Here is a 15131-nt window from a genome sequence, read left to right as displayed (position 1 = left end):
CCGCTAGGCTTGTCCAGTCGTTCAAAGTCAGATCGGTTCAAGGCGGATTGATGAGCAAGGCCAAAGATTCAGCATGGAAGACGAAATATGGCGCTCGCCGTGTTCGGCGCGAAGGGCCAACCCTGGAGGAGGCCATCGCCGCGGCCCAGGGACTGTCGGACGACCGCGACGAACAGGTTGAGATCGCATCCTCGCTGATCGGCTTGCCCCAACAGGACGTTCGGGCGGCGCTGCTCACCCTCGCTCCTGCTCGCAAAGAACTCAGCAGGTCCGTGATATCGACCGCCACCGGCGCCGCTGCGCGGCCGCGGGTCGTCGTGGTCGAAAGCAGGCGCCCGCGCCGGATCGCAGCCGCTCAGCGATGAGGACGGCAACCCGCCGCTCGCCTCCGACTGACAGCTACATGTTCAGCACGCGACCATAGGCGTCGAGTACGGCCTCTTTCATCGTCTCCGACAGGGTCGGATGCGGGAAGATGGTGTGGAACAGCTCCTCTTCCGTGGTCTCGAGATTCATCGCGATCACGAAACCCTGAATCAGCTCGGTGACTTCCGGCCCGGTCAGGTGCGCACCAAGGAGTTGTCCCGTCTTCCGGTCAAAGATCACCTTGGCGAGCCCCTGATCCTCGCCGAGCGCGACCGCCTTGCCGTTGCCGATGAACGGAAAGCGTCCGATCCGGATGTCGAGCTTTTTGCCTTTCGCCGCCTGCTCGGTGAGGCCAACGGAGGCGACCTGCGGCGTGCAATAGGTGCAACCCGGGATCAGCAGTTTGTCCATCGCGTGCGGATGCAGGCCCTTGATGGCCTCGACGCAAATGACGCCCTCGTGCTCGGCCTTGTGCGCGAGCATCGGCGGACCGGCGACGTCGCCGATGGCGTAGATGCCTTGCACATTCGTCCGGCACATCCCATCGATCACGATGGTGCCGCGGTCGGTCTTCACGCCGAGCTTTTCCAGCCCGAGATTCTCGATATTGCCGACCACGCCGACCGCCGCGATGACGCGGTCGACCTCGATCGTCTGCGTCTTGCCCTTGCCATCGTCGATGGTAGCGACCACGCTGTCGGCCTTCTTGTCGAGCTTTGCGACCTTGGCGCCGGACAGGATCGTCATGCCCTGCTTCTCGAACTGCTTGCGCGCGAAGGCGGCAATCTCGGCGTCCTCCGCAGGCAATATCTGCGGCAGCACTTCGACCACGGTCACCGCCGCACCCATGGTACGGTAGAACGACGCGAACTCGATGCCGATGGCGCCGGAGCCGACGACCAGCAGCGACTTCGGCATCCGGTCAGGGTTCATCGCCTCGAAGTAGGTCCAAATGAGCTTCTTGTCCGGCTCAAGGCCCGGCAGCACCCGCGGGCGTGCGCCGGTCGCGACGATGATGTGTTTCGCCTGATAGCTGCCCGGCCCGAGCGAGCCCTTCGGCGCTTCGACGGCCGACGCCTTCACTGTGATCTTGCCCGGCGCGTCGATGAACGCCTCGCCCCAGATCACGCTGATTTTGTTCTTCTTCATCAGGAAGCCGACGCCGGTATTGAGGCGGCTGACGACATTGCGGGAGCGCTGGATCACCGCCTTCGGGTCGAAGGAGACATTGTCCGCGGACAGGCCGTAATCCTTGGCGTGCTGCATGTAATGATAGATTTCGGCCGACCGCAGCAGCGCCTTGGTCGGGATGCAGCCCCAGTTGTTGCAGATGCCGCCGAGATAGCTGCGCTCGACCACGGCCACCTTGAAGCCGAGCTGCGCCGCCCGGATCGCGGTGACATAGCCGCCCGGGCCCGCGCCGATGATGATGATGTCGAAACTGGTATCTGCCATTGAAATCCGTCGCTTTCCTAACGGTCATGGCCGGGCTGGTCCCGGCCATCCACGTCTTGCGCGCATCAACAAGGACGTGGATGCCCACGACCAGCGCGGACATGAGGAAGTCACACCACCATCATCACCGGATTTTCGATCAGCTTCTTGAACGCCACCAGAAGCTCCGCGCCGAGCGCGCCGTCGATGGCGCGGTGATCGCACGAGAGCGTCACGCTCATCATCGTCGCGGCGACGATCTGCCCGTTGCGCACCACGGCACGCTCCTCGCCGGTGCCGACCGCAAGGATCGACGATTGCGGCGGGTTGATCACCGCGGTGAAGTCCTTGATGCCGTACATGCCGAGATTCGACACCGAGGAAGAGCCGCCCTGGTACTCGTTTGGCTTCAGCTTCTTGGCCTTGGCGCGCGCGGCGAGATCCTTCATCTCGTTGGAGATGGCCGACAGCGTCTTGAGTTCGGCCTTGCGGATGATCGGCGTGATCAGCCCGAACGGCAACGCCACGGCAACGCCGATGTCGGAATGCTTGTGACGGAGCATCGCGCTTTCCGTCCATGACACATTGGCTTCCGGGATTTTCTGCAAAGCCAGCGCCATCGCCTTGATGACGAAGTCGTTGACCGAGAGCTTGTAGAGCGGCTTGCCCTCGGCGTTCTTAGCCGATGCAGCGTTGATCTCTTCGCGCGCGGCGGAGAGCTTGCCGAGATCGCAATCCACCGTCAGGTAGAAGGTCGGCATCGAATTGGTCGCGGCGGTCAGGCGCTGCGCGATGGTGCGGCGCATGCCGTCATGCGGCACGCTCTCGTAGGTGCCCTGCTCGTACAGGCCGAGGATCTGCTGATCGCTCATCGCAGGAGTTGCCGCCGCTCCTGATGTCGCGGCGCTGGCTGGCGCGGCCGCCGGCGCAGCTTTCAACCCCTTGCCGGACTTCGCCGCATCGATGTCGCGCGCGATGACGCGGCCATGCGGACCGCTGCCCTCGATGCGCGCGATGTCGAGGCCAGCGTCCTTCGCGAGCCTGCGCGCCAGCGGCGAGGAAAAGATGCGGGTGCTCCCGTTGGCCTTGACCGGCTGCGTTTGAGGCGCGGCAGGCTTTGAGGTCGCTGCAGGCGTTGATGCAGGTGATGCAGCCGGAGCGTTCTGGGCGAGACCAGGCTTCGGCTTGTCTTCGACTTTCGGCGCCGCCGGCGCCGCGGCAGGAGCCGCCTTCGCGCCGCTGGCCGCCGCCTTCACGTCCTCGCCGTCGCCGGCCAGCACCGCGATCACCTCGTTGACCGGCACATCGGCGGTGCCTTCGGCGACCAGAATTTTCGCCAGCGTGCCCTCGTCGACGGCTTCGACTTCCATCGTGGCCTTGTCGGTCTCGATCTCGGCAATCACGTCGCCGGACTTGACGGCGTCGCCCTCCTTCTTGAGCCACTTCGCAAGATTGCCCTTCTCCATCGTGGGAGAGAGCGCGGGCATGCGGATGTCGATCGGCATTGTGCGTATCCAATCAACGATAAGTCACGGCCTTGGCCGCATCGACGATCTCTGCGACCGAAGGCAGCGCCAGCTTTTCCAGGTTGGCGGCATACGGCATCGGCACGTCCCTGCCGGTGACGCGCATCACCGGCGCATCGAGCCAGTCGAACGCCTTTTCCATCACGCGGGCGGAAATCTCGGCGCCGATGCCGTTCTGCGGCCAGCCCTCCTCCACCGTGATCAGCCGGCCGGTCTTCTTCACCGACTCGATGATGGTCGCGTCATCCAGCGGACGCAGCGTGCGCAGGTCGATCACCTCGGCATAGATGTGCTTCTTGGCGAGTTCCTCGGCGGCCTTCAGCGCATAGGTCATGCCGATCGAGAACGAGACGATGGTGACGTGGTTGCCTGGCCGCACCACCTTGGCCTTGCCGATCGGCAGGACGAAATCGTCGAGCTTCGGCACCGGAAAGGACTGGCCGTAGAGAATCTCGTTTTCGAGAAAGATCACCGGATTGGGATTGCGGATCGCGGACTTGAGCAGCCCCTTGGCGTCGGCCGCGGTGTAGGGCGCAAGCACGATCAGACCCGGGATGTGCGAATACCAGGCCGAGAAGTCCTGGCTGTGCTGGGCGGCGACGCGTGCCGCGGCGCCGTTCGGTCCACGGAACACGATCGAGGCGCCCATCTGGCCGCCGGACATGTAGAGCGTCTTCGCCGCCGAATTGATGATCTGGTCGATCGCCTGCATCGAGAAATTGAAGGTCATGAATTCGACGATCGGCTTCAGGCCAGCGAGCGCTGCGCCGACGCCAAGCCCTGCAAAGCCATGTTCGGTGATCGGCGTATCGACCACGCGCCGCGCGCCGAATTCCTGCAGCAACCCTTGGGTGACCTTGTAGGCGCCCTGATACTCGGCGACTTCCTCGCCCATGACGAAGACCTTCTCGTCGCGGCGCATTTCCTCGGCCATCGCGTCGCGTAGAGCTTCGCGCACGGTCTGCGTCACCATCTCGGTGCCGGCCGGAACGTCGGGCTCGGGCTCTTCCTGCGGCTTCGGCGGCGCGGCGACCGCGGATACCGGCTCGCCCTTCTCCTGCGGCTGTTCGGACTCCGGCGCGTCGGGGGCCTTCGATTCCTGGAACTCCTGGCTCTCCGCACGTTGGGATTTGGCGGCGGCCGGCGCCCCGGCCTTGATCGCGGACACATCCTCGCCGTCGCCCAGCAGCACCGCGATCGGGGTGTTAACCGCGACGTCGGCGGTGCCCTCCGGCACCAGGATCTTGCCGAGCGTACCCTCGTCGACCGCTTCGACCTCCATGGTGGCCTTGTCAGTCTCGATCTCGGCGATCACGTCGCCGGACTTGACCGTGTCGCCCTCCCTCTTGAGCCACTTGGCAAGGTTGCCCTTCTCCATCGTGGGCGAGAGCGCGGGCATCAGGACTTCGGTCGGCATGGACGCTCTTTCGTTATCGCACCGGTTCGGACGGGACGGCGGTGAAGATCGCGGCGGCGGCCGCGACCACCACGCAGATCAGGAAGCCGTAGACCGCCCTGTTGACTTTCGCGGCATGAAGCGCCGCCTCACCCTTCAGACGCCCCGAGGCGCCCAGCCAGTTGAATATCGCATGCCAGGTCATCCCGGCATTCTCGTCGCTCGCACGGATCGCCTGCAGCGTCCGGATATAGGCAAGTGCGCCATAGACCCAGATCGCAAGAGCGCCGAGGGCGGCGATCGCAACCATGATCTTGGCGACGGGCGACATCAGCGACAACCGATCAGCGCAGCACGTCGGTATAGAGTTCCGACGGATCGGGTTCCGGATCGACGGTCGCGAACTCGGCCGCCTCATTGACGATGGCGCGGACTTCGGCATCGACCTTCTTCAGTTCGTCCTCGCTCGCCCATTTGTTCTTGAGGAGGCGCTGGCGCACCTGCTCGATCGGGTCCTGCTCGGAGCGCACCTTCTCGACTTCGTCGCGGGTGCGATATTTCGCCGGGTCCGACATCGAATGACCGCGGTAGCGGTAGGTCTGCATCTCGAGAATGTAGGGGCCATTGCCCTCGCGGCACCAGGCGACCGCCTTGTCGCCCGCTGCCTTCACCGCGCGAACGTCCATGCCGTCGACCTGCTCGCCCGGGATGTTGAAGGAAGCGCCGCGTTTCGAAAAATCCTGCTGCGCGGACGAGCGCTGCACCGAGGTGCCCATCGCGTAGCGGTTGTTCTCAATGATGTAGATCACCGGCAGCTTCCAGAGCTCCGCCATGTTGAAGCTCTCATAGACCTGGCCCTGGTTGGCGGCGCCGTCGCCGAAATAGGTCAGGCAGACATTGTCGTTCTCGCGATAGCGGTTGGCGAAGGCCAAGCCCGTTCCGAGCGAGACCTGCGCGCCGACGATGCCGTGGCCGCCATAGAAACCCTTCTCCACGGAGAACATGTGCATGGAGCCGCCCTTGCCCTTGGAATAGCCGCCGCGGCGTCCGGTCAGTTCGGCCATCACGCCCTTGGAGTCCATGCCGCAGGCCAGCATGTGGCCGTGGTCGCGGTATCCGGTGATGACCTGGTCGCCCTCCTTCAGAGCCATCTGCATGCCGATCACGACCGCTTCCTGCCCGATATAGAGATGGCAGAAGCCGCCGATCAGGCCCATGCCGTACATCTGGCCGGCCTTTTCCTCGAATCTTCGGATCAGCAGCATCTCGCGATAGGCGGATAGCTCCTGATCCCTGGTGAACTCGGCAGGCCCGGCCGGATTGTCGGCGGGATCGGTGGACGTTGTCGTCTTCTTGGCTACGGCCATCGGGATACCCTGGCGCTTCCTGCGCTGCGCTGTGCGAGACAGTCACTTAGCGGAATTCGCGGCCGGATTAAAGCGCGCGCCATGCCCTGTGCGCAACGGTGGTTGCGGCGAAATGCCTGAGTCGCAACGGGAAATTCTGAACGCCGGCGGCGTTATCGCGGCTTGACCATCATCACGAGGTCATTGGGATGGGCGAGGTTCAGCAGGATGCGCGCCTGCTCGTCCAGCATGTCCGGATCGATCCGGTCGGGCCGCAGCAGCGCAACCCGCCGCTCCCATTGCACGCGCTCCGCCTTGAGCCGTTCCAGGTCGGCGGTGAGTTCCGTCATCTGCAGGTCGATCTGGTGCCGCGCATGCAGGCCGCGCTGTCCGTTGAAGGCATGGAAGCCGAAATAGCTGATCAGCGCCCCGGCCACGACATAGAGACCGAGCGCCGTCAGGATGCCACGTACGCGTCTGCGCGAAACCATCGCGGCAAGATGCGCGGGCGATGTTAAGGGCGGATTAATGGACTCAGGCGGCAACGGAACTGGGATCACCCGCTCCGTCTCAAGGCGGCTAAACGGCGGCGGCCGCACATGGTAAGAGGCAAGCACAACGACTTCGTCGCGTTTCCGACGGCGCTGGCGAGCGTGAGCCGCGAGCAATGAGATGCCAAGGCCATGAGCGAAACACTACGCCGGGTGCAAGCGCTCATACTTAACGGCGACTTTTTGGTGTCACGCCATGGGTTTCGAGAACTCGCTGCGGATGATATTATTGCCGAAGACGCGATAGCGGGTGTCCAGACAGCCATTGTTGTCGAAGACTATCCGAATTCGCGTAAGGAGCCGTCGGTCTTGGTATTGCAGCCGGACCGCGACGGAAGACCGATCCACGTCTTGTGGGGCGTTCCAAGAGAGACAGGGCGCCCGGCCATACTCGTAACCGCCTATCGACCCGCGCCGGAGCGCTGGTCGGATGATTTCAAAAGACGCATGAAGCCATGACACGCCCATCGAAAGAATTCGTCCACGAAGGCAAGTACGCCGCGGAGGTCCCGGTCGAACTGATCGAGGACGATACCGCCTGGTCGCCTTATCTCGCGCCCGATGATGTTCGCAAGCTCGACACCGTTCGGCTCGCGCTCAAGCGTGGTGACGTCGCGGAAGCTGCAAAATATGGCCGCGTGTTCGAGCTGAAGCCGGTCGCGGCGGAGTAGTGAAAGATTGTGAGCAGCGGCGGGACTACGCCTTCAGCGCACTCCGCCCCGGATAGATCGCCTGCGATCCCAGCTCCTGCTCGATGCGAAGGAGCTGGTTGTACTTCGCGGTGCGGTCCGAGCGCGCCAGCGAGCCGGTCTTGATCTGCCCGCAATTGGTCGCGACCGCGAGATCGGCGATGGTCGAATCTTCTGTCTCGCCCGAGCGGTGCGACATCACCGCGGTGTACGCCGCCTTGTGTGCCATCTCGACCGCGGCGAGCGTCTCCGTCAGCGTGCCGATCTGGTTGACCTTGACCAGGATCGAATTGCCCATCCCGGTCCTGATGCCCTCGGCGAGGCGCCTGACGTTGGTCACGAACAGGTCGTCACCCACAAGCTGGCACTTTCCGCCGATGGTTTTGGTTAGAAGTTTCCAGCCCTCGAAATCGTCCTCGGCCATGCCGTCCTCGATCGAGGCGATCGGATATTTCGACACGAGGCCCGCAAGATACTCGACCTGCTGCGCAATGCTGCGCGTCTTGCCCTCGCCTTCATAATCATAGACGCCGTCCTTGAAGAACTCGGTCGCGGCGCAATCGAGCGCGAGCAGCACGTCGTCGCCCGGCTTGAAGCCCGCCTTCTCCACCGCCTGCATGACGAAATCGAGCGCGGCTTCGGCACTCGGCAGGTTGGGCGCGAAGCCGCCCTCGTCGCCGACATTGGTGTTGTGGCCGGCCGCCTTCAGCGCCGCCTTCAGCGTATGGAAAATCTCCGCACCCATGCGCAGCGCCTCCGCGAACGAGGATGCGCCGACCGGCATCACCATGAATTCCTGGAAGTCGATCGGATTGTCGGCGTGCGCGCCGCCGTTGACGATGTTCATCATCGGGACGGGAAGCGTGCGCGCGGACGTGCCGCCGACGTAACGGTAGAGCGGCAGGCCGCTGGCTTGCGCCGCCGCCTTGGCGGTGGCGAGCGACACGCCGAGCAGCGCATTGGCGCCGAGCCGCGCCTTGTTGGGCGTGCCGTCGAGCTTGATCATGGTCTCGTCGATCAGCACCTGGTCCTCGGCGTCCATGCCGCCGATGGCGTCGAAGATTTCGCCCTCGACGGCGTCCACCGCCTTGGTCACGCCCTTGCCGAGATAGCGCGCCTTGTCTCCGTCGCGCAGTTCGACCGCCTCATGCGCGCCGGTCGAAGCGCCGGAGGGCACCGCCGCGCGGCCGAGCGATCCGTCCTCCAGCAGCACGTCCACCTCGACGGTGGGATTGCCGCGGCTGTCGAGGATTTCGCGGCCGAGGATATTGACGATGGCGCTCATGACGGAGAATCCGGCTGCAAAAGAGGTGGCGGGGTTGAATTGGCGCCGCTTGTACAGGATGGACCCGCGCGCGCAAGTCGCGCTAAGAGCGCTGAATGGCTCGCAAATCCAAGCTCCCACCCGGGCTTCAGCTCGGCCGCCCCGCTGTCCTGCCCGCCTCGCCCGAGGCGGCACGACTCGACCGCGTCCCGAATCCGCATCCCGACACCCATTATGTCGCGCGCTTCACGATGCCGGAATTCACCGCCTTGTGCCCGATCACCGGGCAGCCCGACTTCGCGCATTTCGTGATCGACTATGTTCCGGACAAATTCCTGGTCGAGTCGAAGTCGCTCAAGCTTTACCTGAACTCATTCAGAAACCACGGTTCCTTCCACGAGGATTGTACGGTCGGCATCGGCAAGCGCCTGAACCAGCTTCTCAAGCCGCGCTGGCTGCGCATCGGCGGCTACTGGTACCCGCGCGGCGGCATGCCGATCGACGTGTTCTGGCAGGTTGGCCGGCTGCCGAAGGGCGTCTGGGCGCCAGATCAGGGGGTCGCGCCCTATCGCGGACGGGGGTGATGCGTTCTTGAGCGAAGCGGATAACGGCTCGCGTGAACGAACCACGTCAATGCCGGGAATCTAGATCGTCGCCATCGGCGTGCGCCGCAGCGTACGCGAGCAGACATAGCCGACCAGAACAATGATGACGGCGGCCGCGATCAGGAGCGGCGTCTTTCCGATCGTTGCGAAACCGGCCCCGTAAATGACCGGGCCGGCCGCCTGTCCGAGAAAGAACGACATCGAATGCATCGCCATCGCCGAGCCGCGAGCCTTCGGCGCAAGCTCGGTGGCGAAGACCTGAATCGATCCATGCAGCCAGTAGAAGCCGAAACCCAGCATGACGAAATTCGCGAATTCCAGCGGCCAGGGCAGCCGGAGCGTGAGGATCAGGAGGAAAGCCGCCATGATCAGCCCGCCGCCCAGCATCAGACGCCGCTCGCCGAACGCATCGAGCAGAAAGCGCACGGACAGCGTGTAGACGACCGCGCCGATTCCAAAGCCCGCCAGCACGATGCCGGCGATCGAGGCCCGCGTTTCGCCGGCTGCCTGAAGAATCGCGGCCATGTGCGGAAAGATTCCGAACACCACGAGCGATTCCACGAACACGGCGCCGAAACAGATTTTCGCATGCGGGTTGGCGAAGATGGCGCGATAATTCGGGCCGATGGTCGAGAGGTCGAAGCCGGAAGGCCTGTCGTCGCTCGCCTTGCGAAATCCGATCAGCGCCGCGACCGTCACGATCAGGCCGAGCAGCCCGGTGACGACGAAAACCGCGCGCCAGCCGGCGAGATCGCCGACAATTCCGGCCAGCGAGGCGCCCATCAGATTGCCGGTCATCGTGGCCGCAAGCAGGCGCCCGATCGCGATCTGTCGCTGCGCAACCGGGACGCGGTCGCCGACGGTGGCAAGCGAGATCGGAAAAATCCCACCCGACGCAATGCCCGCCGCGACCCGTGACAGCATCAGGATGGTGAAGTTCGGTGCGGTCGCACTGACGGCGGCGGACAGGACAAGGATGACGAGGCTGACGCTCATCAGCCGCGTCTTGCTCATCATGTCGCCCAGCGCGCCCAGCACCGGCTGAACCAGCGCGTAGGGCAGCGCGAATGCGGTCGACAGCAGCGCCGCGGTCCCGACCTGAACCGCCATTCCGTCGGCGATCAGCGGGACCACGGGATCGACAGAGCGGGTGAACAGCGAGGTGACGAAGACAATCAGCGCAATGACGAAGAGTTCACGATTCATGGTCGTTTCGGCGCGCCGAAGCGCGCGCGATCAGCCCTTGGCGAGGTGGTCGAAGGCGACCAGCGTTTTCAACAACGGCGCGAGGTCTTTCAGCGCGATCATGTTGGGCCCGTCCGACGGCGCATGATCGGGGTTCTGATGCGTCTCGATGAACACCCCCGCCACGCCGACCGCGACTGCGGCGCGTGCCAGCACGGCCACATATTCGCGCTGCCCGCCCGAGGCCGTGCCCTGCCCGCCCGGCTGCTGCACCGAATGGGTGGCGTCGAAAATCACCGGTGCGCCGGTCTTCGCCAGCTCCGGCAGCGCTCGCATGTCGGAGACCAGCGTGTTGTATCCGAACGAGACGCCGCGTTCGGTCACCAGCACCCGCGCATTGCCGGCGCCGGTGATTTTGGCGACCACATTCTTCATGTCCCAGGGCGCGAGGAACTGACCCTTCTTGACGTTGACCGCACGTCCGGTTCTGGCCGCTGCGACCAGGAGATCGGTCTGACGGCACAGGAATGCCGGTATCTGCAGGATGTCCACGGCCTCGGCCGCGGCCGCGCATTGCGCCGCGTCATGCACGTCGGTCAGCACCGGCAGCCCGAGCGAGGACCGGATCTCGGCGAAGACCGGCAGCGCCGCGTCGAGCCCGATACCGCGCGCGGCGTTGCCGCTGGTGCGGTTCGCCTTGTCGAACGAGGTCTTGTAGACGAGCCCGATGCCGAGCCGCCCGGCGATCTCCTTCAGTGCGGCGGCCATCTCCAGCGCATGGGCGCGGCTTTCGAGCTGGCACGGCCCGGCGATCAGCGAGAGCGGCAGATCGTTGCCGAAACGCGCTGTGCCGACATCCACGACCGGGTTTGGGATCAGAGGCATATCCATTTGCCTTCGACCATGCGCCGCGCAGGCTGCGGAATCAATGCGCCGCCTCGAATACGAGGGCCGCGCCGAGCGCCTGATCCGGAGGAACCACCAGCCGGCTCATGCGGCGGACCGGTGAAAACCCGCCCGAGGACAGGGCGGAGTCCGTGGCCGCCAGGTCGGACGTCGTCAGGCGCAGCGCCGCCAGTCTCCCGCCCGCTGTGACGTCGGGCACCGCCATTCCGAAATGATCCGAATACGCTGTCGGCGCCATCACCTGAATGTCGCCGCGCGGCGTGGTGATCGTGATCCCCGCCGACGACGACTGCAACTCCCGCTCTCCCGCGAACGCCGACATGAAGATGTGATGGTCGCTCGGATTGTCCGCAACCATCACCGCGCCGGCGATCCCGGTCACTCCGTTGGCGTGCTGCTGAAACGCCGGATTCCAGAAATTCTCGGGATAATGCTGCTGACAGATCGCAAAGCCGTTCGCCGGCGAAAGCGCATCATGTGCGAAGGCGAGCGAGAACGCGACCTTCACCGCCGACCCGTCCGGCCGCTGGCCCTCGCGCTCGAACCGCAGCGCGGAGGACGCAGCGATCTTCGCTGCCTCGAAGGCGCGCGCATCGGCCGCGGCGTCATGGCTTTCGAGGATGAGCAGCGAGAACCCCTCGCCTGCCTCCAGAAAGCGCCGGTTGTAGTCACCGAACAATTGCGGGATGCCCTCGCCGGTCAGCTTGTCCGGCTCGGCGACAGTCAGCACCTCGATGAAGAAACCCGGCAATTGCACGATGTGGTTATGCGTGCCCCACGGGTGGCGGTTGCGCGCCCCTACTGTGAAGCCCAGCCGACGGTACAACTCGGCGCCGACATCGAGGTCGCGCACGGCATGAACGATATGGTCGAGACCGCGGGGCATAGGAAATATCCAACCGTCTTGTGCGTCAGTGGGTCGAGTCAAGGGATGACTTCGTTGTCAGTCAGCCTTGGACACAAGCCGAACGCCTGGCAGGTTTTCGAAATGCCTGTCGCAGGTTAAAAGTTCTGCGTCGTAAGCCAAGGCGGTCGCATAGATGACGGCGTCCGCCGTCGCGAGCTTGTGTTTGGAGGACAGCTCAGCCGCTGACAAGACTGTGGCGGTATCGAGATCGGCAACGACGCAGGTTGCGGTAAAAGCGATAACGCTGTCGGCCTTATCCTCGCCAATCTCGCGCGTAAGCCATTTCGCCAATTCGAGTTGGACCAGGGTCGGTACCAACCATTGTGCGCGGTCCGGCAGGTCTGCCGTGAGTCTTTCGCCAAGTCGAGAGTCGATGAGGCACTCGATCCAAGCGGACGTGTCCACCAGGAGCATCAAACGCCCCGCTCCGACCGGTCCCGATAATCTTTGGGTTTCGCCCCGCGCGCCAAGCCGACGAGTTGCTCCACCTTGGGCACCGGCACGAGCAACATGCCCTCACCTTTGGGAATGAAAGCAAAGACTTGGCCAGCATGCCAACGCCGCGCGGTCCGAATGGCTTTCGGAATGGAGATCTGGAATTTGGCTGACAGCTTGGCTGTATCTCTCGCCATTACCGAACTCCCATCGATCGAAGATCGGTAAGGAAATAACATTCCTAGCCGCCGATTCAACTCTCGGCGGAAAAATCCCTACACCAGCCGGCTCCGCTCCACCGCCGCCTCGATGAACGACGCGAACAGCGGATGCGGCTCCAGCGGCCGCGACTTCAGTTCGGGATGAAACTGCACGCCGACGAACCAGGGATGATCCTGATACTCGACGATCTCCGGCAGGATGCCGTCCGGCGACATGCCGGAGAAGCGCAGGCCGTGCTGCTCGAGCCGGTCCTTGTAGGCGGTGTTGACCTCGTAGCGGTGGCGATGGCGTTCTGAAATCTCGGTCGACCCGTAGATGTCGGCGACGCGGCTGTCGCGCGCGAGTGCCGCCGGGTAGGCGCCGAGCCGCATGGTGCCGCCGAGATCGCCGCCGGCCGCGCGCTGCTGCAGCTCGTTGCCCTTCAGCCATTCCGTCATCAGGCCGACGACCGGCTCGGACGTCGCGCCGAATTCGGTCGAGTTTGCGGTCTCGATGCCGCACAGATTGCGCGCGGCTTCGATCACCGCCATCTGCATGCCGAAGCAGATGCCGAAATACGGGACCGCCCGCTCGCGCGCGAACTGCGCCGCGCGGATTTTCCCTTCCGCCCCGCGCTGGCCGAAGCCGCCGGGCACCAGGATGCCGTTGACGTGTTCGAGGAACGGCGCCGGATCCTCGTGCTCGAACACCTCAGATTCGATCCAGTCGAGATTGACCTTCACGGTGTTGGCGATTCCGCCATGCGCCAGCGCCTCGATCAGCGACTTATAGGCATCCTTGAGGCCGGTATATTTGCCGACGATCGCGATCGTCACCTGCCCTTCCGGATTGCGGATGCGCTCATTGATCGATTGCCAGCGGCTGAGGTCCGGCTGCTTCTTCGCATCCATGCCGAAAATCGACAGCAATTCGGTGTCGAGACCGGCGGCGTGATAGGCCTCCGGCACCGCATAGATGTTGTCGACGTCGCGCGCCTCGATCACCGCAGTCTCGCGCACATTGCAGAACAGCGCGAGCTTCCGCCGTTCCTCCGGCGGGATCGGACGGTCGGTGCGGCACAGCAGGATGTCGGGCTGGATACCGATCGAGCGCAGCTCCTTGACGGAATGCTGGGTCGGCTTGGTCTTCAATTCGCCGGCACTTGGAATGAATGGCAGCAGCGTGAGATGAATGTAGAGCGCGTCGCCGCGCGGCAGGTCGTTGCCCAGTTGCCGGATCGCCTCGAAGAAAGGCAGGCCCTCGATGTCGCCGACGGTGCCGCCGATCTCGCACAGCACGAAGTCGTAGCCGTCGTTGCCGTCCCGGATGAAATCCTTGATGGCGTTGGTGACATGCGGGACCACCTGCACCGTGGCGCCGAGATAGTCGCCGCGCCGCTCCTTGGCGATGATGTCCTGATAGATGCGCCCGGTGGTGATGTTGTCCTGCTTGTTGGCGGGACGGCCGGTGAAGCGTTCGTAATGGCCAAGATCGAGATCGGTCTCGGCGCCGTCATCGGTGACGAAGACTTCGCCGTGCTGGTATGGCGACATGGTGCCGGGATCGACGTTGAGATAGGGATCGAGCTTGCGCAGCCGCACCTTGTAGCCGCGCGCCTGCAGCAGCGCGCCGAGCGCGGCTGAAGCAAGCCCCTTGCCCAGAGAGGATACCACGCCGCCGGTGATGAATACGTACCGCGCCATGGGATTTAACCTTTAGACACCCAAACTCGATTCGACGAGGGGACTGGCCTGTCCACTTCTGGATAACTGCCCCACCAGGATAATCGACCCCACAACGTCGAAGGGCCGGTTTCCCGGCCCTTGACTGAGGGTTACTGCGATTGCGGAACCTGTGGTCCCGCGGGCTGAGCCGGCGGGGCCGGCGGCCGGAGCTGATCCAGCACCCCGCCGGATCCGGTGCCGAGCGGCGGCACCGGCGCGCCGGGTCCGGGGACCGCGGGGCCCGCGGGCGCTCCGGTATTGAGGATCGAGGTCGGCTGGCGGCTATAGCCGGCCATCCACGACAGCAGCAGGCTCGTCACGAAGAAGCCGGCAGCGAGGTAGGCGGTCGAGCGGCTGAGGAGATTCGTGGTGCCACGGGTGGACATGAAGCCGCCGCCCCCACCCATGCCAAGTCCGCCGCCTTCCGAACGCTGCAGCAGAACAAGCCCGATCATCGTCAGGACGATGAGCAGATGAACGACGATCACCACGGTCTGCATGCTTGAAGGTCCTGCTGCGCCCGGCTGGGCCGCCTTGGTTCAACCCGCCATATAGGGATGCGGGCGGGTCTGTACACGATCGAAGGGCAAATTTCC

The 15131-nt window shown here is 64.3% G+C and carries 18 protein-coding genes; 4 read left to right on the top strand and 14 right to left on the bottom strand.

What is annotated here, in order from left to right:
- Positions 1–50: 50 nt before the first annotated feature.
- Complete coding sequence (locus tag AB7F49_RS10825; RefSeq protein WP_428522140.1) at positions 51–365, top strand: hypothetical protein; 315 nt, start codon at positions 51–53, stop codon at positions 363–365.
- 34 nt (positions 366–399) lie between these two features.
- Here the strand turns inward: AB7F49_RS10825 and lpdA are convergent, their stop codons facing one another.
- The 6 genes from lpdA to AB7F49_RS10795 form a co-directional block, all read right to left on the bottom strand.
- On the bottom strand, positions 400–1821 hold the full coding sequence (gene lpdA / locus AB7F49_RS10820) for a dihydrolipoyl dehydrogenase (RefSeq protein WP_428522138.1): 1422 nt from the start codon (positions 1819–1821) through the stop codon (positions 400–402).
- A 110-nt stretch (positions 1822–1931) separates the two neighbouring features.
- Positions 1932–3305, bottom strand: coding sequence for a pyruvate dehydrogenase complex dihydrolipoamide acetyltransferase (locus AB7F49_RS10815; RefSeq protein ID WP_428522136.1), 1374 nt, complete (start codon positions 3303–3305; stop codon positions 1932–1934).
- Positions 3306–3318: 13 nt separating this feature from the next.
- Positions 3319–4743 (bottom strand): pyruvate dehydrogenase complex E1 component subunit beta, encoded by a 1425-nt coding sequence (locus AB7F49_RS10810; protein ID WP_428522134.1) that lies wholly within the window; start codon positions 4741–4743, stop codon positions 3319–3321.
- Positions 4744–4756: 13 nt separating this feature from the next.
- On the bottom strand, positions 4757–5053 hold the full coding sequence (locus AB7F49_RS10805) for a hypothetical protein (protein ID WP_428522132.1): 297 nt from the start codon (positions 5051–5053) through the stop codon (positions 4757–4759).
- Positions 5054–5066: 13 nt separating this feature from the next.
- A complete protein-coding gene (pdhA, locus tag AB7F49_RS10800) occupies positions 5067–6089 on the bottom strand; it encodes a pyruvate dehydrogenase (acetyl-transferring) E1 component subunit alpha (RefSeq protein WP_428522130.1) in 1023 nt (340 codons plus the stop codon).
- 152 nt (positions 6090–6241) lie between these two features.
- On the bottom strand, positions 6242–6559 hold the full coding sequence (locus tag AB7F49_RS10795) for an FtsB family cell division protein (protein WP_428522128.1): 318 nt from the start codon (positions 6557–6559) through the stop codon (positions 6242–6244).
- A 192-nt stretch (positions 6560–6751) separates the two neighbouring features.
- Here AB7F49_RS10795 and AB7F49_RS10790 point away from each other — a divergent pair, with 192 nt between their 5' ends.
- Positions 6752–7078 carry a DUF4258 domain-containing protein gene (locus AB7F49_RS10790; RefSeq protein WP_428522126.1) on the top strand — a complete coding sequence of 109 codons (327 nt, stop codon included), beginning with the start codon at positions 6752–6754 and terminating at the stop codon, positions 7076–7078.
- Positions 7075–7290, top strand: a complete 216-nt coding sequence (locus AB7F49_RS10785; protein ID WP_428522125.1) for a hypothetical protein — start codon at positions 7075–7077, stop codon at positions 7288–7290. Before AB7F49_RS10790 ends, AB7F49_RS10785 begins: the two co-directional genes overlap by 4 nt.
- A 25-nt stretch (positions 7291–7315) precedes the next feature.
- On the opposite strand, the gene eno is transcribed toward AB7F49_RS10785, so the two are convergent.
- Positions 7316–8593: a phosphopyruvate hydratase gene (gene eno / locus AB7F49_RS10780; protein WP_428522123.1), complete on the bottom strand. Its 1278-nt coding sequence runs from the start codon at positions 8591–8593 to the stop codon at positions 7316–7318.
- Positions 8594–8688: 95 nt separating this feature from the next.
- Between eno and queF the strand changes: the two genes are divergently transcribed.
- A complete protein-coding gene (gene queF / locus AB7F49_RS10775) occupies positions 8689–9156 on the top strand; it encodes a preQ(1) synthase (RefSeq protein ID WP_428522121.1) in 468 nt (155 codons plus the stop codon).
- A gap of 60 nt (positions 9157–9216) precedes the next feature.
- Here the strand turns inward: queF and AB7F49_RS10770 are convergent, their stop codons facing one another.
- The 7 genes from AB7F49_RS10770 to secG form a co-directional block, all read right to left on the bottom strand.
- A complete protein-coding gene (locus AB7F49_RS10770) occupies positions 9217–10383 on the bottom strand; it encodes an MFS transporter (protein WP_428522119.1) in 1167 nt (388 codons plus the stop codon).
- Positions 10384–10413: 30 nt separating this feature from the next.
- Positions 10414–11253 carry a 3-deoxy-8-phosphooctulonate synthase gene (gene kdsA / locus AB7F49_RS10765; RefSeq protein ID WP_428522117.1) on the bottom strand — a complete coding sequence of 280 codons (840 nt, stop codon included), beginning with the start codon at positions 11251–11253 and terminating at the stop codon, positions 10414–10416.
- A gap of 34 nt (positions 11254–11287) precedes the next feature.
- The gene (locus tag AB7F49_RS10760) at positions 11288–12154 is read right to left on the bottom strand and encodes a VOC family protein (RefSeq protein WP_428522115.1); all 867 of its coding nucleotides are present in this window, start codon (positions 12152–12154) and stop codon (positions 11288–11290) included.
- A gap of 57 nt (positions 12155–12211) precedes the next feature.
- A complete protein-coding gene (locus tag AB7F49_RS10755) occupies positions 12212–12589 on the bottom strand; it encodes a type II toxin-antitoxin system VapC family toxin (RefSeq protein WP_428522113.1) in 378 nt (125 codons plus the stop codon).
- Positions 12589–12807, bottom strand: coding sequence for an AbrB/MazE/SpoVT family DNA-binding domain-containing protein (locus tag AB7F49_RS10750; RefSeq protein WP_428522237.1), 219 nt, complete (start codon positions 12805–12807; stop codon positions 12589–12591). Before AB7F49_RS10750 ends, AB7F49_RS10755 begins: the two co-directional genes overlap by 1 nt.
- Before the next feature lie 78 nt (positions 12808–12885).
- On the bottom strand, positions 12886–14514 hold the full coding sequence (locus AB7F49_RS10745) for a CTP synthase (protein ID WP_428522111.1): 1629 nt from the start codon (positions 14512–14514) through the stop codon (positions 12886–12888).
- A 131-nt stretch (positions 14515–14645) separates the two neighbouring features.
- The gene (gene secG / locus AB7F49_RS10740; RefSeq protein ID WP_428522109.1) at positions 14646–15035 is read right to left on the bottom strand and encodes a preprotein translocase subunit SecG; all 390 of its coding nucleotides are present in this window, start codon (positions 15033–15035) and stop codon (positions 14646–14648) included.
- Positions 15036–15131: the final 96 nt, after the last annotated feature.

This window comes from Pseudorhodoplanes sp., assembly GCF_050250235.1.
Lineage (GTDB): Bacteria > Pseudomonadota > Alphaproteobacteria > Rhizobiales > Xanthobacteraceae > Pseudorhodoplanes.
The sequence above is the reverse complement of the archived record's forward strand: the minus strand, read 5'-3'. Positions and strand labels throughout refer to the sequence as shown.